Source organism: Sebaldella termitidis ATCC 33386 (assembly GCF_000024405.1).
Lineage (GTDB): Bacteria > Fusobacteriota > Fusobacteriia > Fusobacteriales > Leptotrichiaceae > Sebaldella > Sebaldella termitidis.
Window position 1 is genome coordinate 2,576,111 of the sequence record NC_013517.1, and the last position, 26,898, is coordinate 2,603,008.

18 protein-coding genes are annotated in these 26,898 nt (G+C 34.0%); 5 read left to right on the plus strand and 13 right to left on the minus strand.

All coding sequences use genetic code 11. The features are described from left to right. Window positions 1-59: 59 nt before the first annotated feature. The 11 genes from STERM_RS11885 to aroF form a co-directional block, all read right to left on the minus strand. Window positions 60-8,027 carry an autotransporter domain-containing protein gene (locus STERM_RS11885; RefSeq protein WP_012861864.1) on the minus strand — a complete coding sequence of 2,656 codons (7,968 nt, stop codon included), beginning with the start codon at window positions 8,025-8,027 and terminating at the stop codon, window positions 60-62. A gap of 651 nt (window positions 8,028-8,678) precedes the next feature. Beyond that, entirely contained in the window at window positions 8,679-10,148 is a 1,470-nt protein-coding gene (treB, locus tag STERM_RS11890) for a PTS trehalose transporter subunit IIBC (protein ID WP_012861865.1), read from the minus strand. A gap of 62 nt (window positions 10,149-10,210) precedes the next feature. Next, window positions 10,211-11,173 carry a LacI family DNA-binding transcriptional regulator gene (locus STERM_RS11895; RefSeq protein WP_012861866.1) on the minus strand — a complete coding sequence of 321 codons (963 nt, stop codon included), beginning with the start codon at window positions 11,171-11,173 and terminating at the stop codon, window positions 10,211-10,213. A gap of 221 nt (window positions 11,174-11,394) precedes the next feature. Beyond that, entirely contained in the window at window positions 11,395-12,495 is a 1,101-nt protein-coding gene (aroC, locus tag STERM_RS11900; RefSeq protein ID WP_012861867.1) for a chorismate synthase, read from the minus strand. Between the two features lie 26 nt (window positions 12,496-12,521). Continuing rightward, window positions 12,522-13,367 carry a hypothetical protein gene (locus tag STERM_RS11905; RefSeq protein WP_012861868.1) on the minus strand — a complete coding sequence of 282 codons (846 nt, stop codon included), beginning with the start codon at window positions 13,365-13,367 and terminating at the stop codon, window positions 12,522-12,524. Window positions 13,368-13,396: 29 nt separating this feature from the next. Continuing rightward, entirely contained in the window at window positions 13,397-14,233 is an 837-nt protein-coding gene (locus STERM_RS11910; RefSeq protein WP_012861869.1) for a hypothetical protein, read from the minus strand. A 24-nt stretch (window positions 14,234-14,257) separates the two neighbouring features. Beyond that, window positions 14,258-15,532, minus strand: a complete 1,275-nt coding sequence (aroA, locus tag STERM_RS11915) for a 3-phosphoshikimate 1-carboxyvinyltransferase (protein WP_012861870.1) — start codon at window positions 15,530-15,532, stop codon at window positions 14,258-14,260. A 15-nt stretch (window positions 15,533-15,547) separates the two neighbouring features. Then, window positions 15,548-16,612, minus strand: a complete 1,065-nt coding sequence (gene aroB / locus STERM_RS11920; protein WP_012861871.1) for a 3-dehydroquinate synthase — start codon at window positions 16,610-16,612, stop codon at window positions 15,548-15,550. Further along, window positions 16,609-17,193, minus strand: a complete 585-nt coding sequence (locus tag STERM_RS11925; RefSeq protein WP_012861872.1) for a GNAT family N-acetyltransferase — start codon at window positions 17,191-17,193, stop codon at window positions 16,609-16,611. The genes aroB and STERM_RS11925 overlap by 4 nt, the downstream gene beginning before the upstream one ends. Window positions 17,194-17,318: 125 nt before the next feature. Beyond that, complete coding sequence (locus STERM_RS11930) at window positions 17,319-18,167, minus strand: prephenate dehydrogenase (RefSeq protein ID WP_012861873.1); 849 nt, start codon at window positions 18,165-18,167, stop codon at window positions 17,319-17,321. Between the two features lie 73 nt (window positions 18,168-18,240). After that, window positions 18,241-19,263, minus strand: a complete 1,023-nt coding sequence (gene aroF, locus STERM_RS11935) for a 3-deoxy-7-phosphoheptulonate synthase (RefSeq protein WP_012861874.1) — start codon at window positions 19,261-19,263, stop codon at window positions 18,241-18,243. A 685-nt stretch (window positions 19,264-19,948) separates the two neighbouring features. Between aroF and STERM_RS11940 the strand changes: the two genes are divergently transcribed. The 5 genes from STERM_RS11940 to STERM_RS11960 all read left to right on the plus strand — a co-directional run bounded on the left by STERM_RS11940 (window position 19,949) and on the right by STERM_RS11960 (window position 24,709). After that, a complete protein-coding gene (locus STERM_RS11940) occupies window positions 19,949-21,094 on the plus strand; it encodes an ABC transporter substrate-binding protein (protein WP_012861875.1) in 1,146 nt (381 codons plus the stop codon). A gap of 101 nt (window positions 21,095-21,195) precedes the next feature. Beyond that, the gene (locus tag STERM_RS11945; protein WP_041310796.1) at window positions 21,196-22,092 is read left to right on the plus strand and encodes a branched-chain amino acid ABC transporter permease; all 897 of its coding nucleotides are present in this window, start codon (window positions 21,196-21,198) and stop codon (window positions 22,090-22,092) included. Between the two features lie 9 nt (window positions 22,093-22,101). Then, window positions 22,102-23,124 (plus strand): branched-chain amino acid ABC transporter permease, encoded by a 1,023-nt coding sequence (locus tag STERM_RS11950; RefSeq protein ID WP_012861877.1) that lies wholly within the window; start codon window positions 22,102-22,104, stop codon window positions 23,122-23,124. A 3-nt stretch (window positions 23,125-23,127) separates the two neighbouring features. Beyond that, complete coding sequence (locus STERM_RS11955) at window positions 23,128-23,886, plus strand: ABC transporter ATP-binding protein (protein ID WP_012861878.1); 759 nt, start codon at window positions 23,128-23,130, stop codon at window positions 23,884-23,886. 109 nt (window positions 23,887-23,995) lie between these two features. Further along, a complete protein-coding gene (locus tag STERM_RS11960; protein WP_012861879.1) occupies window positions 23,996-24,709 on the plus strand; it encodes an ABC transporter ATP-binding protein in 714 nt (237 codons plus the stop codon). A 96-nt stretch (window positions 24,710-24,805) separates the two neighbouring features. Here the strand turns inward: STERM_RS11960 and STERM_RS11965 are convergent, their stop codons facing one another. Then, window positions 24,806-25,654, minus strand: coding sequence for a MurR/RpiR family transcriptional regulator (locus tag STERM_RS11965; RefSeq protein ID WP_012861880.1), 849 nt, complete (start codon window positions 25,652-25,654; stop codon window positions 24,806-24,808). A gap of 110 nt (window positions 25,655-25,764) precedes the next feature. Beyond that, window positions 25,765-26,754: a hypothetical protein gene (locus STERM_RS11970; RefSeq protein ID WP_012861881.1), complete on the minus strand. Its 990-nt coding sequence runs from the start codon at window positions 26,752-26,754 to the stop codon at window positions 25,765-25,767. Window positions 26,755-26,898 lie beyond the last annotated feature (144 nt).

Below are 26,898 nucleotides of genomic sequence, written 5' to 3' on the forward strand. Positions count from 1 at the left end.
AAATAAAAGGCTTTTTATGATATTAATCAATAAAAAGCCTTTTTAATATTTACTATATTTTAAAATACTGCTTTTAATGTCACACCAGCTCTGTATTCATCCTGATTATGTTCTCCGAAAGTATATTCTCCGTTTATGAATATTCCGTATCTCTCATTTACTTCTAATCCCAAAGCTGCTCTTGTCTTAAACTGACCATTTTCTTCTTCCGGCTTTGCCAAATCATGATACCCGTCTTCAATAGCAATTAATCTTGCTTTCTCTTTTTCATTCAAATTCGCAAGCTCATATTCATATGCAAAATCAAGCTTTCCTTTTAACTGCCATCCGTTTTTACTACCTAAAGGAATAGCTGTCTGCAGCTCCAAACCGGCTCTTGGTTTAACGCTCCATGCATCATTTCCTTCTACCTCTAGTCCTTCAAGCCCGCTCTCACTGAACGTCGGTCTTGTTACATACATAGCTCTTAATCCGCCATAAGGAGTTAAGCTGCTGTTTTTCCCCAGACTTATTTCTTTACCTAATATATTATCACTGGTTATACTGTAAGTTTCATAAGTGCCGTTCATTTCAGATCTGCTGTTAGGTGAAGGCCAGTCCAGATTTCTGTCTATATTATGAAAACTTATTCTTCCTGTCAGATCATTACGTAATTTCCAATTATTCGATTTATATTTATTATGTATTCCTACTTGTATTGTATCTACCCATTCTTCACTTTCATTATTATCTTTAAATTCAAACCCTGTGTGTAAATATCCAAGTGAATAGCCGAATGTCTGTTTATATGTTCTTTCTACCTCTCTCAAACCTAAAACCCCTGCTGTTGTATAGTCATATCCTGCTACTCCGTCAGTATCTTCATTTGTTCTTCCTTTTCCGCCTATAATATTTACCTTCACATTTTCTTTTGTATTATTTTCTGAACTTTCCAATAAATCAAGTGAATTTTCAAATACACCTGCTATATCATTCTCTCTTTGATTTATATTAGCATAAATATTCCCCGCAAGACTTGACATAATATGTTTAAAATCTTTTTCATTTTCCAGTCTGTCAATTTTGTTAAAAATTTTAAGTGCATCTCCACTCGCATTTTCATACTTTTCATCCAGAGCTTTTCCAAAATCTTCATTCCAATAACCATCAAGTAAATCAGCATATTCTATTTTCTGCATCCATATATCAACATTTCCGTTAGAATTGGTTACAGGAGTTGCATCCCAAGTATACGACTGACTCAGAATAGTAGCAATTCCTGAATTAATTCCTCCGCCAGGAGTTGATGGAATAAATACATCAGCCAGTTTATAATTCTTGGAACTTGTTCCTTGTGTGAAATCAGATGTAACAGTTACATCATTCACGTTAAATTCCGGAGCAATAAATTTTACTGAACTTGATACTAAAAATTTAGCTGCCAGATCACTTGTTGATACTTCACTTGATGTTGGTGTTCTTAATGTATCAGGATCAACTTTAACCTGTACTACACCATCATAAGGTACTTCAAATTTTTCTCCCACCTGTATTATACCTGCATTTACTATTGTAGGCGGTTTATAAGTAGGTACATTTGCAATACTTGGAATTTGCACAGATGTACTTTCCAAAGGCGTAACTGCATATCCGCTGACGCTGCTGTCATTATCTGCCACGACTCCGAGTGTCCCGCTTCCAAGGTTTATTATACCGGTATTTACAAGTTTTGAATTACTTCTTAACAGCACTGCTATAGACTCGTTTCCAGAGGCATTTATTACTCCGGAATTATAAATTTCGGAATCTTTAGTAGCCATAATACCTATACTTTTATCTCCGCTTACTTGTATTTTACCTGTGTTCTCCAAAATTACCCCATTATTCAAAGCTATTCCTATTGATTCTTTTCCGCTTAAATTTATTTCACCTTTATTTATTACCTTTTTTCCGTTACCCACTTCTGCTAATATTCCAATTGCCTTATCTTTATTTGAAGTTATCAAGGCATTACTGTCATTAATCAGATCATCACTCTGTCTGTATGAATAAATCCCAATCCCGCTTTCACCGAGACTGATATTTCCGTCATTATAAATTTTTGAACTATCCCCGTAAATCCCCACTGAGTATCTGTTATTGGAATCAGAAGGGTTCGAAGCATTTACTATTTTTGAATCTCCAAGAGTTATGTTATTTGTGTTTATTATCTCACTTGCTTTCCCATAAATTCCAACACCATAACCATTTCCTGATCCGTTTATCACACCGGAATTTGTAATTTTCCCGGAATTTCCATAGAAAAATATTACTCCGTCTCCTGTTGATGTCAAAGTTCCGCTGTTCTCTATCTCACCGCTGCTGGAATAAAATGCCACCGATTCTGTACCTACTGATAAATTCCCTGTATTTTTCAGTAATGTTCCGCTATCTTTTGAATAACCTATTATGCTTTCATTTCCTACAGTGATATTAGATGAATTATTAGTCAATACACCGCCATCATTTACGTAAAGAGCTACTGCCCCGTTATTCCCTACTTTTATAGCAGAATTATTATCAATATTTGCAGTACCTCCCGAAGCATATACACCTACTGAATTATCCTGAACATCTATTAATCCCTTATGGTCAATTATCCCGTTATCAGAATAAATCCCTACTACATTGCTTCCCCCGAATATTGTACTTACTGCATTAGTATTAATCTCAGTACCTTCTGTTCCATAAATACCAATTATAGCATTATTTATATTTGAGGCATTTCCTAATTTTATTGAATTGTTATTCCATATTTCTATTGTTCCCAGGCTAGCTCCTGCACTGTTTAATGTATTTCCATATATTCCAATTGATTTATCCCCTGATACATTGATTTCACCATTATTAATTACACTTTTTAACGGCAGAGCATTTTTTAATACAGAATATATGCCAACAGAATTAGAATCATTAGTTTTAATAGTTTTTAATGCATTATTTGTTGCATCACTGTCTTCTGCTATGATACCGACACTGTTTTTTTCTGTCAATTCTATATCCCCGACATTGAAAAGATTTGTCTGGTAACCGTATATACCAGCTCCGTTTTCTTTTACGTATAATTTTTTATAACCTAATGTCGATGATGCACCATCCTGATACACCCCAAGTCCATTTTTACCAACTGTTATCTCAGCATTATTAAAATCTACATTGCTGTTAATAAGGTACACAAAAGTATTTTCACTTGTAGTTTTATTTCCCAGATTATAATCAATAAAGGTATTATTTATACCATATGCTAAAACACCGTCATTTCCAATATCTACACTTGCAGCATTTAGATTTAGGGTACTATTATCCCCATAATATGCTATACCTGAATTTCCTACTTTTACATTTCCGATATCGTTTAGTATAGAATCTTTAGCATAAATACCAAGAGAATTTTTATTTACTTTATCACCGACAATTATATTACCTGTATTTGTAATAACAGAATTTTCTGCATAAATACCTACCCCATCATTTCCTAATTCTATCAATCCGTTATTATTTATTGCTGTAGCTCCTGATGTTGTTTTTATATTGTAAATACCTGTATTAGACGTTCCCTTATCTTTTATTACTGCTCCTGATAAATTTTCTATAATATCTATATCATTTCCATAAAGCCCTACAGAGTTATTTCCAATTTCTACTGCTCCGTTATTATATATTTCGGAACCGTTACCCTGACCGTAAAACGCTATTGAGCTGTCATTTACTTTTACTGTTCCTTTGTTTTCTCCTCTTGCATTATTCAAATATATTGCAGTAGCTTTATTAGAAGATGAAAAATCTATTGTCCCCAGATTGTTTGCTTCATAAGCCTGTGTCCATGTTCCTGCTCCTTTTAATCCATCACCGAATATTCCTATCACATCATCTCCCGATGCTGTGACAATAGCTCCCGGCAGTACACTAATCTCACCGTTAACTGCATGCCCGAGTATGCTTCCTCCGGAAACATTGATATTAGAATTAATATTTATAATTCCGCCCTGTATTCTTGTTCTTTCCACTGCATAGCCATTTGAATTTATTACTCCGCCATTATCATTTATTATTGCTCCCTGTACCCCGTAAATCCCTACACCGTCACCGGAAAAATTCATTACGCTGTTAGCCTGAAATGTTAAAGTGGAAAGATTATCAACATATGCTCCGATTCCGCCTGCTCCGTTTAAATTAATTACGGCATTATCTAAAGTAATACTTGAACCTATACCTGAATTAGTCCCTATATATACTCCGGTTCCTGCTACTGTATTATTTCCTACATTTATAGTTCCGGAATATTTTATATTACTTCCATTCTGTGCATATATTCCAACTCCATTTGCTCCTGCAGTAAGATTATTAGCAATTCCGGAAGATAAATTCTGATTGTCAGTATATAACGCTACTGCATAATGATTACTTACAGAATCCCCAGTTTTAATGTCTTTGGTATAATTAAATATTGAGGCTCCTTTTAGTGCAAGAACTATTTTCCCATTTCCTAAATCACTTGAGGTTGTCAAGTCTAGCGTAGGAATAGTATCATCTATTTCTGCATCTTCAAGAAAAACAACCACTCCATGTCCTGTTATGTCCCCAAGCGAGTTCGTAAGTTTAGTGCCGGAATCTTTAAGATAATAAGCCACCTGTGATTGACTAGCAGTATTTAGATCAATATTTCCACCACCTGATATGTTTGATCCATTTGAACCATAAATCGCTACTGTACCTGTACCTACCAAATCAATATTTCCATTTTGTAAAACGATTGAAAATGGTGCGTATATACCAATAGAATTATCTCCTTTTACATTAATGGTATTTTTCTCTGTTGACCCAAAACTTGAAGTTGTACCTGTTGCATTATTTGAGATTATAGCATCAGTAACAACTGCTCCGTTTTTATTATTATTAATATATATTCCTACAGAATTTGCATTGTTAAGCTCTATTATTCCATTATTAACAATATTCACAGTATCAGTTGAAGTACCTAACAGAGTTCCTGAATTTCCTTTTCCAAATAACCCTATTGTTCCTGTATTATTAAGAGTTATTTTTCCAGAATTTTTAATGTCTGCTTCTTCTTCCGAATACATTCCTATTCCATCAGTACCTATTATGTTTATAAGTCCTGTAGAATTATTTAGTGAAGTTCCATATTTTGTATACATTCCAACTGCACTTGCGGAAGTCATTATAATAGTTCCCCTGTTTTCAGCCCCTGTCTTATTTTTATTTATATTAACAACAGTTCCATCACTGAAAGTTTTTCCATTTACTGACTGTGCAGTAAGCCCTACAGCAGTATTTGTTGTATAAATTCTTCCGGTATCTAAAGAAATTTTACTATTTTCAGAAATAAATCCTGCTGTTGTTCCTGGAAATACTCCCCCAGTTGTTAATGTAAAATCACTATCAACATTTACATCTGAATTATTAGCCATATAAAATAATATTGAATTCGCACCGACATTCTGAAAATTTATTTTATTTATATTCTTTAAGTCACCATTAGCTTTGTCGAAATAACCGAATACTGAGTCAGTTCCTATTTGGCTAATAACATTATTTATATTTAAGTTTATTTTATCTTGTATGAGTAGTGATACAGAATTAGTTCCCATAATAATATCTGGTGAATTAACAGCGTTTCCTAATGTTATTTCTGCATTTTTTTTACCTAAAACACCAATACTTGTAGCTGTAGTCGGAGACAGTATGCTGTTCCCGCCGATTATTTTTCCTGAAATGATATTTACTCTAGTTTCTGCGGAAAGTCCAGTTCCTACTGCATACACGCCAATTGCTCCATCTCCAGAAATAATCTGGGCATTGTTATATGTCCCTGTAGTAATTCCATCTAGCCCGCCATTTGAAGATTGTACATAACCTCGATTTTCCTGTTTAACTTCTGCGCCTTCTGAGACATAGACACCAATAGTATTTACATGTTGATTATTAATTAACCCTTGATTGTAAAAATTGGTAGAAAGGGTAGAGTTTTCCCTTGTAAGTATTACTGCGTGTGTATTTTCAGCATTAGTAATCACTTTTCCATAATCACTTTCTGTATCCCAAAACGATATATCTAAAATAGAGATATTTCCATTCTTAGCATATATTCCTGCTGAATCTTTAATTATATTATTATTAAAATCATTAATTTTAGTACCATTTTCATCTATACCTACCACTACTTTTCCACCCTGTATAGTTATATTACCACTATCTTGAACGTATGTCCCCACTGATCTACTACTTTGGATAAAAATCCCTATATATTTATCATCTAATCCGACATTTATATTTCCATTTTTATCACGTAAATTTATGACATTCCCATTTCCAGTAGCAACCATACCATAATTACCAGTACCAATTACTTTAATTATCCCTCTATTTTGTATAGAACCTGTACCTTCTACACGTATGCCACTACTCTCTACGGCATTTTTACCAATTGTAATAACAGCACCAGCAGCATTTAAAACCTGACCGTCACCTATATATTTATAATATCCTGTACAAATAGAAGGATCACAGCCATATTCTAAAGGAGCTTTCGAAGCATATAATGCAGATGCCCCTTCAACCATACTAATGTTATTTCCGCTTAAATTGCCATCACTCGATTGAGAAACAAAAGTTCCATTAATAGTTGTAAATGATTTAATTGTAGTATCATAACCAATAGCATTATCTGAAGAAGAAACACCTACTAAAATACTTCCAAAATTATACACCTGATGAATCCCTTTTAAAATAGTGAAACCTGTCGCTTCGTCACCATTAACATGAATTGTTCCAGTATTAGTATTACTTACATATGCGGAATTGCCATTGTTTGTGATACCAAAGTTGTAACTCCAGTCCAGACTACCAGTTCCGTCATAATATGGAGAAGTTAAGAATGCATAACTTCTTGATCCATTTATTGTGATGGAACCATTATTTATTGCTTTTTGAACAACATTGTTTGTATCTCCCGGTGTTGAAGCACCTGTTAATATATCAGCTAAAGCTCCATTAACCCCAGGATCGGTATCAATGTCTGGTATTAAAATCATACCTGCACTGTTTTTGGAATTCATTGTTATAGAACCATTATTAGTTAGTGTCGAGAAAGTACTTTGAAACGCACCGGAAACATTCCCAGGAATATATCCAAAGCCTACTTGACCCTGTTGATTCGCTGCTCCTATAATACTACTATTATTTATAATTTCATTAGAAGAATTACTAACAGCAGTAATTCCAAGTGCTGCTGAACTACTGGTGCTAAGAGTGATCGGGATATTATTGTTATAAATACCTGCACTAGAATAAATTATATTCACATTTGAACTGTTAATTCTAAGATTTTGAGTAGTAACAGAAGTTAAATTAACAGACGGAATATTAACTGAACTCAAAACATCAATATCAGGAGCGGTAACTGTAGATATTGCTGTCGATGGAACTGTTGGTGCTGTAATAACAGGAATACTCACATTTGGAATCACAATTGTAGGTATAGTTTTCGGAATTACTGATGGTGCCTGTATACTATCAACTGTTATTTCTTTTTTATTTATACTGATTTCTGGTTCCAATGCAAAGTCATTAACTGTTTTTATAGGAATAGTAGCACCTATCTGTATTTGCTTTGCTGTTCTCAGATCTGTCCCGTCAACCTGCATTGAGTTTTTTTGGCTGCTTCCGTCGCCATATTTATCACTGTCATATCCTCTGTCTTTTTCAGCATAAAATCCCGAAGCAAATATCTGCCATTCCAGATACTCCGGTTTTACGATATAATCACTTTGTGCATACAAATCTTTTAATTCTTTATTTCTTTTCTTTAATATTGACTCTATAAGTTTATTATTGCTTTCATTTGATTTTCCAGTCTGGATATTTTTTACCATATTATTGTATAATTTTTCATATTTTGCATCTGAAATACTCTCACTATATGCTCCTGCAGACAGTATAGAATTAGCTGCTAATAAAAAAAGCACTCTCTTTTTATTTTTTAACATAATACCTCCCTATTTTTTTGGTACCTTCCCTCCTTTTTATCTGACAAAATCAATTCTATCTTTTAATGAGTAAAAGCACCTGTTTTCTCCTAAATAATTTTGTTTAATTAATTTTATCAAACTATATTTATAAAATTATTATAATTAAACATGGGTAAATTTATATAAATACAGCTTAACATTAAAACTGTATATTGATTTTATCAAAAAAATTCATAATTTTCAACATATTTTATCAATTTATTTTAAATTTTTATATCGAGGTTTTTTTAGTGTATTTTCTACATTATTTTTAAAATAATAATTATATATTAACTTACAAAAAATCACAAAAACATTTAAAATACTTATATAAAGTAATATAATTATAAAAAATAATTTTGTTTTTTTATTTATTTTTTAATTTCAAAAATTGTATAACATTATTGATTTTAATATTTTTAAAAAAAATAATTTCAAAAAATCATATTTTTTTTCTTTTAAAATAATTTTGTATCTTTCAAAATATATAATATGTTATTATATTTATAAATTATTATATTATTTTTAAAAAATTACACAACTAAACAATTAATGTCTTACAATTATTATATGACAAAAAATAGCCTGCACAGCAAATTGCTATACAGACTATCTTATTTAAAAATTTAGTTATTTTAAACCATGTTTTTTGTCATATATTTTCTTGAAAGCAAAAGTAAGAAAAAATGATCCAAAAAGTGCTACAGCCATAGCTAAAATATACCCAGGCCAATACTGTGCTTTTATTGCCAGAATAGCTGGCAATCCTCCTATTCCCACTCCGCCTGCCAGTACCCCGAAAGCTGCCGAAATCAATCCTGCCACTGCCGAAGCTGTAATTGCCGCTACGAAAGGATACATATATTTCAGATTCGCCCCGAACATTGCCGGCTCTGTTACGCCGAGCCATGCTGATATTGTTGCTGAAGCCGAAAGTGATTCCTGTTTTTTATCTTTTTTATATATAAAATATGTTGCCGCTACTGCTCCTGATTGTGCTATATTACTCAATGCAATCATGGGCCATATCATAGTTCCCTGCAAAGCCGGGTCTGCTATCAGCTGGAAGTCTACAGCCAGAAATGTATGATGCAGTCCTGTTACTACCAGTGGTGCATACAGAAGTCCGAATGCAAAGCCACCCAGATATTTTAATCCTGGTGTAAGCATTAATGTTTTGAATATCAATGCAATATAGTTTCCTATTTCTCTTGCTGCCGGTCCTATAATTGTAACTGTAAGTATCCCTGTAATAAAGAGTGCCATAAACGGTACCACCACAAGTTTCAGTATTTCAGGTACACGTTTTGTAAACCATTTTTCAATATAACAAAGTGTTATTCCGGAAAATATTGCGGGAAGTACCTGTGCCTGATAGCCTACTTTAGCTATATTCAGACCAAAAATGTGCCAGATATAGTTTCCTTTTTCCAGAGCTTCAGCCAATGCTGCATGATCAGCTGCAAGACTTCCGTACTGGTATGCATTCATAAAAAATTCCGGTGAGACAAGCATAATTCCCAAAACTACCCCTAATACTTCTGTTCCGCCAAACTTCTTTACCGTAGACCACGCTACCAATGCCGGTAAAAACGGGAAAATAGCATTACCAAACCACCATAGAAAATCATTTAATGTTGCTGCCCAGGTGTGCAGTTCTGTGAGACTCTGTGTTCCGTTTCCGAATACTTTCATATCTCCCAGAATATTTCTGAATCCAAGTATAAGACCTCCGGCTATTATAGCTGGTAATAGAGGTACGAATATTTCTGCAAGATGTGCTATCATTTTTTGAATAAATGACTGCTTTTTCAAAGCCTCTTTTTTTACTTCTGCCTTTGAAGCAGTCTCAAGTCCTGCTGTGCTTATAAATGTTTTATAAAAATCTGCTACGTCATTTCCGATTATTACCTGAAACTGTCCTGCATTAACAAATGTTCCTTTTACAGTGTCCAGTTCTCCTATTTTTTTTATGTCTGCCTTTTTGTCATCTACAAGTGCAAACCTCAGTCTTGTTGCACAATGTGTCACACTTATAATATTTTCTTTTCCGCCGATATATTCCAATAATCTCTTTGATTCTTCATTATATTTACTCATTTTTCATCCTCCTTATTTTTTCGGGAACGTTCTCATTAAGCAATAATAATGTACCCTGATTTTCAGGATTTGTCAAGTACATTATTTAAAATTAATTCAGCATTATACATATAAGTATTCACTTTGGTTGTTTTCATATCTGTTACCGTCTGAACTGCTTTTTCTCCGGATTTTTCATATGAAAAACTTATGCTTATGTGGTTTGAATCAAGAAATCTAAGCAGACTGTTATTTCCAATTCCTGTAACCACTATGTTGTCTATATTTTTTCTTCTCAGATACTCTTTTACTCCCAGTGCCAGATTGTCTGTTCCGCAGACTATTGCATCTATATCATGTTTAATAATATCTTTGGCTACTTCATATCCGGAATAATATTCAAAATTTCCAAACCCTGAAATATTTTTCATTTTTTTCAGATTTATAAAATCTTCATATGCTTTGTATCTTTTTTCACCTGTTGTAGGATCACTTCTATTTACACCTACATAGGCTATTTTTTTCTTTCCGTTTTTCCACAAATATTCCAGTACCATTTTTACGGCATTATAATCATCATATACGATACAGTTAAAGCCTTCTACATCCTGTCCGATTAATACTACCTTTTTACCAGTATTTCTTAAAAAATCATATTTTTCATTAGCAATTGCAAATACTATAAAACCATCAACATCCCTTTTCACAAGGGTGTCAACAAAATGTTTAGTTTTTTCCACGGAAAACTGATTCTCCAAAATCAGGTAATCACAGTTATTTTTATAAAGCTCTTTTGTAATTCCTCTTACTACCTGGCTTTCAGAATTGGAATCCAGTCTAGTTACAAGAATTCCGTAAGTTTTTACTTTTATTCCCCTTAATTCTCTTGCACTTTTGGAAGGTGAAAAATTATTTTCCTTAATTACTTTCAAAACCTTTATCTTAGTTTCCTCTTTTACACCTGATTCATTGTTAATAACTCTGGAAACCGTTGACTTACTGACCCCCGCCAGTCTGGCTATATCCAATATGGTATTTTTTTTCATTTTTTACCCCTTCAAAAAATAGATTTCCAGTGCTAAATTCATAGATAATCGGCAGATAATAATGAATATTTCTTTGCTCTAATCTGGAAGAGCAAAGAAATGCAGTGATGTTTTAAGCTGATTATCCAAAGAAATACAACACCAATACAGTGACCATTTACAATTAAATCATCTTAAATAAATATTCCCCAATCGTTATTATACATTAAAAAACTAAATTATTATAATCCCTTATTCTTCTCAGCTTCAAGCAGACAGTCCAGCATTACTATTGCCGTAGCACACTCCAGAACTACTACAGCTCTGGGAACTATTACCGGATCGTGTCTTCCTGTTACCTCCAGAACAGTGTTTTCTTTAGTTACTATATTTACTGTTTTCTGTTTTTTGCTGATTGAGGCAGGAGGCTTTATTGCCACCTTAAAGTTAACAGGCTCGCCGTTTGTTATTCCCCCTATTATTCCGCCGTTATTATTTGTATATGTTTTAATGTTTTCATCCTCATCAAAGTACATTTCATCATTTGCTTCAGAGCCCAGCATTCCAGCTATCGCAAATCCTGCTCCAAATTCCAGTCCTTTAACTGCCGGTATAGAGTACATCATAGAAGCCAGCTCGCTTTCCACAGAATTGAAGAACGGATCTCCCACTCCTGCCGGCATACCTATTACAGAAATCTCTACCACTCCGCCTACAGAATCCCCTTCATCTTTTACTGCTCTTATTTTATTTTCCAGAGGAACTCTTATTTCTTTATTCAGGAAAGGAAGAAATTCCTGTCTCAGACTTTCAAAAACTTCTGGATTTCTGTCTTTATTTTCAAATCCCCTGTCTTCTGTATCAAAAATACTTTTTATATGTGCTCCTATATGAATTCCTTTTTCTTTAAGAATCAGCTTTGCGATTGCTCCTGCGAATACAATCGATGCTGTTATTCTTCCGGAAAAATGACCGCTTCCTCTTATGTCGTTAAAGCCCTTATATCTCATCAAACCGCTGTAATCAGCATGTCCGGGTCTCATTTTCTGAGCCAGTTCAGAATAATCCTTTGATCTCTGATCTGTATTTCTTACTATCATACATAAAGGAGTTCCTGTAGTAAGTTCATTAATATATCCGCTTAGTATCTCAAATTCGTCCTTTTCCATCCTCGGTGTAGAAAATTCTGATTTTCCCGGTGCCCTTCTTTGCATTTCCTCTTTGATAAAGTCTAAATCCAGCTTAGTTCCCGCCGGTATTCCGTCTATATTAACACCTAAGGCTTTCCCGTGTGATTCTCCGAAAATAGAAATTCTGTAATTTCTACCCCAGTTTGTACTCATCTATTACCTCCTGTTTATTTTTCTTATCAGAATAGTCCCTGATTACTGCCTGTTTTTTTCTGTTTCCCAAAATATATTATACTGTTTTCATCAAGAAATTTTGGTGCAGGATAAAATACATTTCCATTTCCCCTTGCTTCCTGATATACAAAGTAACTTGGATGATTATACTTCAAATAATTCCCCTTGTTTATCATACCTTCTATTTCCAAAGCAGACTCTACTATATCCTGCAGTGTCAGGATTCCTCTTGTTTCCTTTGCGCATAAAAAGCTGTTTTTCTCTTCTGAAACATCCAGTTTAAAATTATCCATTAAAAATTTTTTATTTATATTCCCTTTGGTACATGAATTTATATATAAGTCCGGTGAATACTGCTCTATTCTCCCTAAAAAGTCTGCCTTACAGTTTTTTATCCAGTTTGCCACAAAAAGCAAATCTCTGTAATTATCAGTTTTTTCTCCGAGCGAACATTGATACTGTATTGAATTTACTATAAGAAACAAATATATTTCCCCCTCTTTTATCCTGTCAGAAAAAAAACTTTTCAAAGGCCCCTCTACCATTTTTTTCAGATATTTTTTCGTACTGGGATTATTAAGCGGCCGTGCATTGTATCTTCCCTCAGGATAAAGATTTATATCTATTTTAAATTCGTATATATGAGGACTTTCTATTATAAAGGCTATCACTCCGTTATAATTTTTCCCGCCCAAAAATTCATTATATAACGGGGCAGGAACAAAAAGATTCTCATAATCCTTTCTAAAACGAAACTTTATTTCACCGTCTTTTTTATATACTGCTCCAATAAATTCATCAAGTGCTTTCTTTTCTCTGCTTTTTTCCACAAGTGTTTTTAAATTATTCATGTTTTATCCCCTTAAACTAAATAATTTTGTTAATTATTAATTTTATAAATCAGATCAAAACCGTCTTTTATTTCATTTAGTGCTTCATCATCTAATAAGTACAGTTCATATCCGGATTTTTTTAATTTATTATAAAATTCCTGAGCTTTTTTTGGCTTTTCTTTATTTAAATTTGTGTATGAATATGAATAAAGTGCCATAGAACCGTCATCCTTAAGATAATCAGTAATTTCCGTCAGTTTATAAAATTCACTTAGTGATTTTTCATAATCTTCTTTTTGCAGATAAGCCATACTTTTCCCTGAATATGCCATAAAAAGATAGAAGTTTTTTAATTCCGGAATCGGATATCCGGTTTCCATTTGTGTGTATAATCTCAAAGCTTCATCAAGATTTTTTTCATAAATAGTGTATATATTAGGTTTAACCAGAGAATAATTTATCAAAAACGGATATTCTTTATAAAATGCTTCCATATATGAAGCCATCCACTTATAATATTTCATATCTCCGCCCGCTGCACCCAGTAATCCGTCATAAACAAAAAGCTCATAAGCAGTTTCTTCGTACTTCCCGTCCTTATCTTCTGCTATTGCCAGATTTCTGTATTTTTTTACAGAGTCAGGATTAACATTCATTTTCTCTTCATCCAGATCTTCAAGAAGAAATGAATAATAATAATTTTTCAGGATTCTCTTTTCTTTTTCCGAGAATGTAGCATTTCTTACCACGTCAAATAAACCTGCTTTCCCGAAATCTTCAATTACTTTGTTATTTATTATTTCCTTAACTTCGGAACTTTCTCTCACAGCAGAAAAGCTTATAACAGAAATTATTAACCATAACACGGCCAATACTTTTTTCATATAAATTACCCCTTATATTTTTTATTAAATTTCTCCGACTTTTCCGCCCATACTTACAAAATCATTCCAAAAGTTCGGATAAGACTTTCTCACAGCACCTGCATCTGTGATAAGAATAGGGTTCTTACATTTTATAGAAGCTATTGCCAGTGCCATTGCTACTCTGTGATCATTCCATGAATCTACAGTTACTCCGCCTTCTAATTCATCTACGCCGTTTATTACCAGAGTATCTCCTTCCTCTCTTATATCAGCCCCGAGTTTATTCAGTTCGGTTCTCATGGAAGTTATTCTGTCCGATTCTTTTATTCTCAAACGTTCGGCATTTATGATTCTTGTCTCTCCTTCGCTTAGTGCTGCAAGTACTGTAAGCACCGGAGCTATATCGGGACATTGGGATACATCTATTACAGTTCCTTTAGTTTTCCCGGGAAAAACCTTTATATTTTTATCATTTATCTCAAGATTTGCACCCATTCTCTGTACTATCTCCACTATTGCCCGGTCACCCTGAAGGGAATCCTTATATACATTTTTGCAGTTTATCTCCTCACTTAATATACCGGCCACTATCCAGAAGGCAACCTGAGAATAATCCCCCTCTACTGTATAGTCGAATCCTTTATAAGTCTGGTTTCCTTTTATAAGAAAACTTTTATAATCATTGTTTTTTACCTCTATATCTGCCATTTCCAGTATTTTCAGCGTCAGATCAACGTACCCTTTGGACTCCAGAGGCCCTTTTATCACAATTTCCGAATCTCCGTCCAATAGCGGCAAGGTATATAAAAGACCTGTTATAAACTGCGAGCTTATATTCCCCTCTACCTCGAATGTATCAGCTTTAAGACTGCCTTCTATATATAAAGGAAGCTTTCCGTTAGTAGTTTTATAGCTTATTCCCTGTTTGTCGAATATCTTATAATATGTATCAAAAGGTCTTTCTATGAGCTTTCCTTTTCCGTCAATTGTAAGCTGACCGTTATTCCGGCTTAAAGCTATCGGTATTATGAATCTTATCGTAGACCCTGATTCATTACACTGGATATAATTATTTTCTATTGTTACATTTCCTTGATTCCCGGTTATTTTCAGGTAATCCTCCCCCTGCTCTATTACTGCCCCGAAATTTTTCATTATATCTGTTGTTGTCTGAATATCTACAGAAAAATTCAGATTCCCTATACGGCTTTCACCATCTGTAAGTGATGCTGCTATTACTGCTCTGTGAGAATAGCTTTTTGACGGCGGTATATTAATCTCTCCTTTTAATTTTGTGGGTATAATCTTTATTTCCAAGCTTTTTCCTCCGTTTTATCTGTTTTTATAAAGAAAATCATACATTTTTTCTTCTTTTATTTTTACTATTTTATGTTTCCCGATTTTTTCTATCATTACAAAATTTACTTCGCCTTTTTTATTCTTTTTATCTCTTTTCATTATTTTGATGACATCTTCTCTGTTATATTTATCTTCCACCGGCAGATTCAGCTGCATAAGAAGTTTTTTTGTTCTTTCAAGAGTACCCTTTTCTGTTATCCCTTCCCTCTCGCCTGTTTCCAGTATTTCTATCATCCCCAGAGAAACTGCCTCCCCGTGTGTATATTTTTCATAATTATAGTACTGTTCCAGTCCGTGTCCGACAGTATGTCCGAAATTCAATATCATTCTGAGACCATGCTCTTTTTCATCTTCCTCTACTACTTCCCTTTTTATATCACATGATCTGAACAGGATATCTTCAATGTGTTCCATTACCTCTTCCCTGTTTTTCAGCCCTTCCAAAAGTGAAAACAGATTTTCGTCATGTATACAGCCGTACTTTACCACTTCCGCAAGACCGTCAAAAAAATATCTGTCTGTGAGTGTTTTAAGTACAGATGTATCAATCAGCACTATTTTAGGCTGATTAAAAGCACCTACAAGATTTTTCCCTTCTACCAGATCCACACCTACTTTTCCTCCGACACTGCTGTCTACCTGTGACAGTAATGTAGTGGGAATCTGAATAAACGGAACCCCTCTCATATAAGTAGCTGCTGCAAATCCTGCTATATCCCCCGTTACTCCCCCGCCAAATGCGACCACAAGATCATCTCTGGAAAGAGAGCTGTTTATCATTGCCTTATAGATTTTAGCTACATTATCCAAAGTTTTGGATTTTTCACCGGCTTCCAGAATATAAAAAGTGAAATCATAGTCTTTCAGTATGGTCTCCAGCTGTTCTCTATAATATTTCTCTACATTATTATCTGTTATTATAAATAATTTTTTTCCTTTATAAACTCTCTTTATATATTCCGGAAGGTTCTTCAGCAGTCCACTGCCAAAAAGAATATCATAAGAATTTTCTCCCAGATTAACATGCAATTCTCTCATTCTTTCACAACTCCAAATCTTTTTGCAAATACTTTATCCACATAAACTGATTTATATTCCTCGGCTAATATATCCATTAATATCAAATCATATCTGTTTCCGTTTATTTCCAGTGCTTTCCTCAGTCTTCCGGCAATCTTAAACCCTACTTTTTCATAAAGCTTTATTCCCGGAACATTGAACTCATAAACTTTCAGATAAACATTTTTTATGTTTAGAATATTAAATGTAAAATCCAGTAAAAGCTCAATTGCCTCTTTACCGTACCCCTGCTTCCAATATGTTTTGTTACCTATAATAATTCCCAGTTCCGCAGTTCTGTGCAAAAAATCCACATCATTCAGTCCTATGTTTCCTATAAGCTCATTTGTCTGATTCAGCCTTATTGCAAAGTTGTAACCCTTTTTCAGTTCTGCCAGTGCAGCACTTTCAGCTTCCACATCTACAATTCTGCTGTATAAAGTAGTAGAAACTACTACTTCAAAATCATTCAGCCAGCTTGTATACTTAGGTACGTCCTCCATGCTTATCGGACTAAGGTAACATCTTTCCCCGATAATTTTTTTATAAAATTCAGCCATAAAATATTAACCTCCATAATTGCCCAAGATAATGATTTACGATTTTATTATATCACAAAACCCATACTGTTTAAAAATTTTATCCCTGATTGTTTCAAAAGTTTCTGAAATACATTTTTTAGAAATCAGGTAATCTGCTCTCTTCTTCTTGATGATTCCCTAAATTCCTTTTTCAGAGTTTCTATATCTTCACTCTTGACTGCTTCTTTCAAAACATCAAGTCTTTTTTCAAATTTTTCTATCATAAAAAGCAGATTATCTTTATTTCCCAAAAATAATTCAGCCCATAAATCCTCATTTATTTTTGCAATTCTTGTTAAATCCCTGTAACTGTCTCCTATGAATTTATTGGTATCATATTTATTGTCATCACTGTTTATTAGTGATACAGCTATAGCATGTGTAAGCTGGCTTGTAAAAGCTATTATTTCGTCGTGTTCTTCAGTATCCAGAAAGTTTATATTCTTAAATCCCAGCTTTTCTATTATTTCTTTCATCAGATTAATATTTTTTTCTTTATTATCAGCTTTTATAAGAATATAATTGGCATTTTTGAATACACCGCTGTCAGCGTAGTCTATTCCTCTCTTCTCTCTCCCGGCCATGGGGTGTCCTAAAATAAAATCTATATCTTTCCTCAGCTTGGGCTTTACTTCACGGAGAACTTTTCCTTTTATGCCGGTTACATCTGTAATAATGCTGTTTTCCTTAAAATATTCATTATTTTCCAGTATAAATGTCTCAAGAAGCTCCGGATATAACGAGATAATTACAAGATCAGTTTTAGGAAGAGGAATTTTTCCATTTTCAAATGCTTCATCTACTATTCCTGATTTTTTTGCTTTTTTCAAAGTTTCCAAATTATTGTCTATTCCGTATACTTTTCCTGCACCGGCCTTTTTCAGTCCTTCAGCGAACGAACCGCCGACAACTCCTAATCCCACTACAGTTATGGCAATATCTTCCAGTCTCATTCTTTCTCCTGTCCTGTATATATATTTTTACCTCCCTCAAAAAAATATTTAATGAGAGAGGTATCCTAAAAATCTAAAAGAATTTTTTACCAAAAATTTCTGCTACCTTCTGAACTTCTGTCATCAGCTCTTCGAATTTTTCCGGTTTCAATGACTGCGGTCCGTCTGAAAAAGCTTCTTCGGGTTTATGGTGCACTTCTACCATCAGACCATGAGCACCTACTGCTACCCCGGCATTTGCCAGATCTTTTACCATCCACCATTTTCCTGTTCCGTGTGCAGGATCTACTACGATAGGAAGATGCGTTTTGCTTTTCAGCATTGGAACGGCATTTAGATCAAGGACATTTCTGTATGCAGTTTCATATGTTCTTATTCCTCTTTCACATAATACGACATTTTCATTTCCGCCTGCCATTATATATTCTGCTGACATTAACCATTCTTCTATTGTTGCTGAAAGTCCTCTTTTAAGCAGGACAGGTATATTAGTTTTTCCTACTTCCTTCAGTAAATCAAAATTCTGCATGTTTCTTGCACCAAGCTGAATCATATCCAGATGCGGACCAAACTCATGAAGCTGTTCTATAGACATAACTTCGCATACTATAGGAAGTCCTGTTTCTTCCTTGGCTTTTTTCATAAGCTTTATACCTTCCATACCCATTCCCTGAAATGCATATGGTGATGTTCTCGGCTTTACTACTCCGCCTCTCAGCATATTTGCTCCGGCTTTTTTTACCGCTTTTGCTATAGTCAGAAGCTGCTCTTCGCTTTCCACCGAACACGGTCCCGCCATCATTACCAGATCTTTTCCACCTATTTTTACTTTTCCGCCTACTTCTATTATAGAATCCTCAGGCTTAAAATGTCTCCCGGCTCTCTTAAACGGATCCTGAATTCTCTGTACGTCAACTACGTATTCAAAAGAACTTACATGTTTTATATCAATCACACTTGTGTCTCCCACTAATCCCAGTATAGTAAAATCTTTGCCTACTGTGGGATATACCTCCACATTTAAGTCCTCTTCCAGTTTTTTTATCAGTCTTTCCAGTATTTCTCTCGGAATTTTTCCGTCCACTTTTAAAATCATAATTGCCTCCTGTTTTAGTATTTTTTGTTTTAAAAAAACTCTCTAATGCAGTATATAGAGAGCTAGGATATTTATTAACTAAATTAATATTTTTGAGTAATTAACATAATCTTAGGCTTATTAAAAAAAACATAAAATCAAGCCCTCTTTCTAAGTACCTACTTATAATGTGCCCAGATCTAAAAATAACTTAATCTGATGCAATCCTACATTCTTACTACTTAAAAATTTTCTGCAATTACCTACTATCCTACTATCCTACTCAATAATTAATTTTAATGTATCTCTGACTGTGTCATTTGAAATATGCAGTTCCACATTAGAATCATAAATAAATATTAGCATATACGCTGTTACAAAGTCAACAATCTCAAAAACATATTTTATAGAATCCAAGCATAAATAAAACTTATGTTTATTTTTTTATACTGATATTTTTTCTTATAAAGAAAGTATTATAATTACTCAAAATCTCTGGCTAAAATCTAATAACTGCATAATCATTTAAAAAATGAATACTAGGATAAATATTAAATATTTTTCCTATACATAAACTAATGTTATAATTACGTAACAAATTGAATTTTTATGTTAATGTTTTCAGATAAATTTAAACAGTAAAACTTTCTTTTGTTAAAATTATCAGATTATAATAAAATTATATATTCAAATGAGGAGGAATTATATGAAAAAGCTATTTTCATTACTGGCTATAGCTACATTGACTTTAGTCAGCTGCGGGAAAAATGCTGATACAGCCGCTGCCGGTACCGAAACAAAAACTGAGGACAAAACTGTTGTTAAGATCGGGTTCATCGGTCCGCTCACAGGCGGTGTTGCCCAATATGGAATAGCCACTAAAGAGGGTGTCGAACTGAAAATTGAGGAAATCAATGCACAGGGTGGAATAAACGGGAAAAAACTTGAACTTATCACTGTAGATGATAAAGGGGACGCTAAAGAAGCCGTTAATGCATATAAAAAATTAGTTTCCAATGACAAAGTGGATATGATTATAGGAGCAGTTACTTCTGTTCCGTCGAATGCAATTGCAGAACTTGCAGAAAAGGATAAAATGCCTATGATCACTCCGACTGGTACTAATATTGATATCACAGGCGGAAAAAAATATGTATACAGAACTACTTTTACAGATCCTTTTCAGGGAGCTGTTATGGGAAGATACGCCACTGCTAAAGGTTTCAAAAAAATAGCAGTACTTACTAATAAATCAGATGATTACTCTACAGGTCTTTCACAGTCATTTATAGAAGAAGCTAAAAAAGGCGGAGCTGAAATTATAGAGAATTCTTATACTAAAGAAGACAAGGATTTCAAATCTATCCTTACTAACATTAAAAATGCTAATGTAGATGCTATTTATATTCCTGATTACTATGAAACTATAGGTCTTATTGCTACACAGGCAAAAGAGCTTGGAATTAATGCACAGTTTTTAGGCGGAGACGGATGGGACGGAGTACAGACTAACTTTGCTGCTGTTACTGACGGGGCATTATTTGTAAGTCAGTATGCTGCTAATGATGAAAGTCCGCTTGTTCAGAATTTCATAAAAGCTTATAATGAAAAATATAAAAAAGATCCTATTTTATTTGCTGCCTTAGGATATGACACTGTAGAAATTATTGCCAATGCACTTAAAACTGCTAAGGATTCTTCAGCAGATTCATTAATCGAAGCATTTAAAGCTACTGATTTAGATCTTGTAACTGGTAAACTTGTTTTTGACGAAAATAATGATCCTAAAAAAATAGCAGATATTATTGAAATTAAAGATGGTAAGCTGACTCTAAAAGAAAAAGCTGAATAAAACATTGTAATAATAAATTTAATTATTGGGTATTACTATAGAAGATAGCTGTGCTATCTTCTTTTATACTTTTTAAAATGAGGTGAATTAATAACGTGAGTATTTTAAAAACTTTCCTTGAGCAGGTGATAAACGGTTTGCAGGTTGGAAGCATATATGCCCTTATTGCTCTTGGATATACCATGGTTTACGGTATAGTTAAACTAATAAATTTTGCACACGGCGATATACTAATGGTCGGCGCCTATACGGCTTTTACATGCGTAACTAAATATAACATGCCTTTGATTGCAGCTATTTTAGTATCTGTAATGGTCTGCTCGCTGCTGGGAGTGCTTATTGACCGTCTTGCATACAAGCCCCTTAGGAATTCCCCGAGAATCTCCGCACTTATTACCGCAATTGGTGTGAGCTTCTTTCTGGAAAGTGTTTTCCTTGTATTTCAGGGTGCTGATTCCAAAGTTATACCGCAGGATAAAATTCCTTTTTATCTTTCAAGTGCCACAATTAGCATCGGATCTCTGAAAGTCAGTTATCTTACACTGGTAACTATTTTCTCCACTATTATCTGTATGCTTGTATTGAATTTTTTTATCAAAAATACAAAATTAGGAAAAGCTACAAGAGCTGTTTCCGAAGATCATAATGCGGCAAGACTTATGGGGATCAATGTGAATTCCACTATAAGTATTACTTTTGCTATCGGATCTGCACTTGGAGCACTGGGCGGTGTTCTTTACAGCCTTACTTATCCTCAGATAGAACCGTATATGGGAATGATGCCGGGACTTAAAGCATTTATCGCAGCAGTGTTCGGCGGTATAGGAAGTATTCCCGGAGCTATGATCGGCGGCTATCTTATGGGATTAATAGAAAATTTTTCCAAGGCTTATATTTCATCAACATGGGCTAATGTTATAGTTTTCGGAATTCTTATTCTGATCCTTGTATTCAAACCAAGCGGATTGTTTGGAAAAAATATAAAAGAGAAAGTATAGGTGAGATAAATGGATAAAAAAAATATAAAAAAACTAACATATATACTCTCTGCTATACTTATTGTCATTTTATTTTTTCTCCTGCAGATTATAGTACAGATTAATTCTTACTATTCTACGATCCTGTGTAATATATTTATTTATGTATTATTTGCAGTCAGTCTTAATATCACTGTGGGACTCATGGGACAGCTGAGTCTGGGACATGCAGGATTCATAGCTGTCGGAGCATATAGCAGTGTCATGTTCACTAAATATGTCTTTACCTCTGTGCCTAATGATGCTGTGAGACTTATTCTCGGTTGTATTATAGGCGGATTATTTGCAGCTTTCTTTGGATTTCTTGTAGGTATTCCCATATTAAGACTTAAGGGAGATTACCTTGCGATAATCACACTTGCATTTGGTGAAATGATAAAGTTCACTATACAAAACCTTGATTTTCTCGGAGGAGCAGCTGGAATCAGAAGAATCCCGCAGATTACTACATTTACATCAATATACTGGATTGTAGTTATCTGTATTATTATTATAACAATGATAATGACTTCAAGATACGGGAGACTTGTTCTTTCTATCAGAGAAGATGAAATAGCCGCAGAAAATATAGGAATTCCCATTAATAAAATAAAGCTCTTCGGCTTTACTATATCTGCAATGTTTGCAGGAGTGGGAGGTGCGCTTCTGGCACACAGCTATCCTACTCTTGAGCCTCTGCAGTTTAACTTTGTATTTTCTATTGATATACTTGTTATGGTTGTTCTGGGCGGTCTTGGAAGTATTACAGGTGCTATTGTTTCCGCTTCGCTTCTTACGATTCTGAATGAATCATTAAGAAGTTTTGCTAACTTTTTTCCTTCAAACATCGGAATGTATGTACAGCAGGGAAGATATGCTTTTTATGCACTGGTACTGATCTTTATTATGATATTCAGACCAAGCGGACTTCTCGGTACAGGTGAATTCCGTCTTAATGGTATCATAAAAAAATTATTTCCGGGAAAAAAGAATAATGAAGCGAGAAAGGGGTAGTATATGTCTTTATTAGAAACCAAGAACTTATGTATATCCTTTGGAGGGCTGAAAGCAGTCGACGATGTTAATATAGAGCTAAATGACAGAGAGCTGATCGGTCTTATCGGACCAAACGGTGCCGGTAAAACTACACTTTTTAACCTTTTAACTGGTGTTTATAAACCTACCAGCGGCAGTGTCAATGTAAACGGTATCGATACTGAAAAGCTTTCCACTCCTCAGATTATTAATCTGGGACTGGCAAGAACTTTTCAGAATATAAGATTATTTAAGAATCTTTCAGTTCTTGATAATGTTAAGCTCGCTCTTGACAGTAACCTGAAATATTCTGTAGTCACAGCTACTTTAAGACTGCCGAAATACTGGAGGGAAGAAAAAAGTGCCGATGAAAGAGCTCTGGATTTTTTAAAAATATTTGATCTTGATAAAGTATCAGATCTGCTTGCCGGGAATCTTCCTTACGGTCAGCAGAGAAAACTAGAGATCGCAAGAGCACTGGCTACGAATCCGAAACTTCTGCTTCTTGACGAGCCTGCTGCAGGAATGAATCCTCAGGAAACCAAAGAATTAATGGAAACAATTCAGCTGATAAGAGATAAATTTGAAATTGCTATTTTACTTATTGAACATGATATGGATCTGGTAATGGGAATATGTGAAAGGCTGTATGTACTGAATTTTGGAAAAATTATTGCACAGGGTACACCTGTGGAAATTCAGAATAATCCTGAAGTAATTACAGCTTATCTTGGGGAATAATACAATTATTAATACCTTATCTCATTTCCATTTTGTCGCTTTTAATATTGATGAGGTGCAGGTATTTTCAGTAAAATATCTGTTAGACAAAACACTAGGAGGAAAATAAGTGAATATTTTAGAAGTAAATGATCTAAATGTTTATTATGGCGCAATACATGCCATAAAAAATATATCATTTGAAATAAAAAAGGGTGAAATAGTTACTCTGATAGGTGCCAATGGTGCCGGTAAGACTTCTACGCTTCATGCTATTTCAGGATTGATTACACCCAGATCCGGTGAAATATCATTAAACGGAATGAATATTACCAATAAGGAAGCTCATAAGCTTCTTGGACTTGGTATGGCACATGTCCCTGAAGGCAGAAGAATCTTTACCAATCTTACTGTTTTGGAAAATCTTGAAATGGGGGCTTTTATCAGAAATGATAAAGATAAAATAAAAAAAGATCTTAATAATATATTTGATATGTTCCCAAGACTTGCAGAAAGAAAAAAACAGCTCGCAGGTACCATGAGCGGCGGAGAACAACAGATGCTTGCAATTGCCAGAGCCTTAATGTCCCGTCCCGAGCTGCTTCTTATGGATGAGCCTTCTATGGGACTGGCTCCTATTCTGGTTCAGGAGATTTTCAAAACCATTGAAAAAATAAATAAAGAAAACAACGTTACTATACTTCTTGTTGAACAAAATGCACATATGGCTCTTTCTATAGCTAACAGAGCATATGTTTTGGAAACTGGCAAAATAATTATGTCTGGTGATGCTAATGAACTTGCTAACAACGATGATATTAAAAAAGCTTATTTAGGCGGATAAATAAAAGAGGCTGTTTACACAAAAGCCTCTTTATTATTTGCTGTGATTTTATTATAAAACTTATAAATATCCCTGTATTTCCCCTGATTATATTAATTATGTTACTGCTTTTATTGTCAGATCCTTTAGCTCCATAGCCTTATCCTTATTCTTGGAAAGTACTCCCAAATATAAGAGCTCTATAATAAAAAGCTGTGATATTCTTTCAGAAAATGATCCTGTTTCAAGAAGCTCTTCGTTAAAGCCGTTCAGTAATACATAATCCGCATATTTGGTAATCTCAGTTTTGTCATTATTTGTAATTGCTATAGTTTTAGCTCCCCTGACTTTGGCACTCTGCAGTGAATCAATAACCTCTCTGGTTTCCCCAGTCTGCGATATTCCTATAATGACATCTTCCCTGTCGGAAATAGAGGCAGCCATCTTAAATAAGTGCGGATCAGAATGAGAAGCTACACTTTTTCCTATTCTCAGAAATTTATATTTTGCATCCTGTGCTGTAAGATTAGAGTGCCCTATTCCTATAAACTCTATATGTTTTGCATTATTTATAAGATTTATACATTTATCCAATATTTCATTGTTAATAAGGCTTAAAGTATCTTTCAATACATTAAATGAATTATTATAAATACCTTCTGCAATAGAATTATAGTTTTCATCTGCAAGAATATCTATTTTATACTTATTGCTCTGCTTCTCCTTACTGAGACTGCTTATCAATGAAATTTTAAAATCATTATATCCTTTAAAGCCTGTTTTCTTACAAAATCTGATAATTGTTGTTTCACCTGTATCGATTGCATTTGAAAGCTCCCTTATATTCATGCGTACTACACTTTCAGGATTCTTTTCAATATAATTAAATACTTTTGTTTCCGAAGCAGTAAAGCTCTTTTTTAAACTATTGATTTTATTAAATAAATTATCATCCAATGCTTTCATTATTTTCTTCAACTCCTTATCATCAGTTATAAAAATAAAATTCTGATGATTTTTAGAATTTTTATAAAAATACTGCCTCAAAATAAAATTCAAGGCAGTATTCTCTCTATTTATTCCCGGTTCAGACTAAACTGAATACCTCCTGTTAATTCCTTATTTCCATCATAGTCAAGAAACTTATTCTTATATTTTATCTGTCTGTCCTGTTCATCCACCACATTATAGCTCACATAAGGATTTACCGTAAATTTCCCGATTTTTGTGTCAAAAGTATGAGTATAAAGCAGTTTAGGCGACACATAAAAACCGTTATTTCTTTCTTCATCCCCGGTAAATTTCTCCCACTGGTTAAATACGTTAAGATCAAATCCAAAACCATAATATCTAGGTGAAGAATAAGTTAGTATTGCTATATAGTTCAAATATACCGAATTATTTTTATCTGACCCGCTTCCTTTTGCATTAGTCGGTTTTCTCAAATGGTTATTTAACTGTACCCCGTAAGTCAAACCTCCGAATCTTCCTTCTGCCAGTGATCCGCCTACAGCAAGGTCAAAGTCTCCTCCTATCCCTTCTGTTCCCTGATCCTTATAATCTCTTGTATATTTGTCAGAATCATTATAATATACTGCTCTTGGAGTAAATGAAGCCTGCTGGCCAAAAATTTTAAAAGCTATTGTAGGCCCGAAATAAAATTCATAGCCGTGTCCGTTTAACTGCTTCAAAGGTATCAAGCCATCCAGATATCCTATTTTCATATTATCCGAATTTCCATATTTAAATCCCAGAGTCCATTCCATATCTATATTACCTATTGCTTGAGTTTTCATAATGTTGAAATCTGTATCCCAAGTGTCTCCGCCGGCATCTTGATTTGTGTCATAAAAATTACGTTTAGACACATCAAAATTAAACATCAGACCTTTCCATTCGTCATCAAGGGAAACTTTACCGGATACTTCATTTATAAACTGGCTGTATTGTAGTCTGGAATTGTCCAAATTTCCTCCAGCATAACCAGTATTATATTTTAATTCTTTAATATCATCTGCAAATGAAAATGCTGATAATATTGCTGTTAAAATTAATACTTTTTTCATTGTTGTTCCTCCTGTTTTTTTATTTTCATATATTCTGATAACTCAAAATAATAGTACAATAAAAGTCAGCATTTGTAAAGTTTTTGTTTACAGGAGAGCTTAGTAAAACAGCAGAAAGCAAGTGTCTTTCCACACTTGCCCAAA

Bases quoted from the DNA above. Each gene is read 5' to 3' on its own strand.
- STERM_RS11885 (WP_012861864.1), bottom strand. From the start codon at position 8,027: ATGTTAAAAAATAAAAAGAGAGTGCTTTTTTTATTAGCAGCTAATTCT.
- treB (WP_012861865.1), bottom strand. From the start codon at position 10,148: ATGAGTAAATATAATGAAGAATCAAAGAGATTATTGGAATATATCGGC.
- STERM_RS11895 (WP_012861866.1), bottom strand. From the start codon at position 11,173: ATGAAAAAAAATACCATATTGGATATAGCCAGACTGGCGGGGGTCAGT.
- aroC (WP_012861867.1), bottom strand. From the start codon at position 12,495: ATGAGTACAAACTGGGGTAGAAATTACAGAATTTCTATTTTCGGAGAA.
- STERM_RS11905 (WP_012861868.1), bottom strand. From the start codon at position 13,367: ATGAATAATTTAAAAACACTTGTGGAAAAAAGCAGAGAAAAGAAAGCA.
- STERM_RS11910 (WP_012861869.1), bottom strand. From the start codon at position 14,233: ATGAAAAAAGTATTGGCCGTGTTATGGTTAATAATTTCTGTTATAAGC.
- aroB (WP_012861871.1), bottom strand. From the start codon at position 16,612: ATGAGAGAATTGCATGTTAATCTGGGAGAAAATTCTTATGATATTCTT.
- STERM_RS11925 (WP_012861872.1), bottom strand. From the start codon at position 17,193: ATGGCTGAATTTTATAAAAAAATTATCGGGGAAAGATGTTACCTTAGT.
- STERM_RS11930 (WP_012861873.1), bottom strand. From the start codon at position 18,167: ATGAGACTGGAAGATATTGCCATAACTGTAGTGGGATTAGGAGTTGTC.
- aroF (WP_012861874.1), bottom strand. From the start codon at position 19,263: ATGATTTTAAAAGTGGACGGAAAAATTCCGAGAGAAATACTGGAAAGA.
- STERM_RS11940 (WP_012861875.1), top strand. From the start codon at position 19,949: ATGAAAAAGCTATTTTCATTACTGGCTATAGCTACATTGACTTTAGTC.
- STERM_RS11950 (WP_012861877.1), top strand. From the start codon at position 22,102: ATGGATAAAAAAAATATAAAAAAACTAACATATATACTCTCTGCTATA.
- STERM_RS11955 (WP_012861878.1), top strand. From the start codon at position 23,128: ATGTCTTTATTAGAAACCAAGAACTTATGTATATCCTTTGGAGGGCTG.
- STERM_RS11965 (WP_012861880.1), bottom strand. From the start codon at position 25,654: ATGAAAGCATTGGATGATAATTTATTTAATAAAATCAATAGTTTAAAA.
- STERM_RS11970 (WP_012861881.1), bottom strand. From the start codon at position 26,754: ATGAAAAAAGTATTAATTTTAACAGCAATATTATCAGCATTTTCATTT.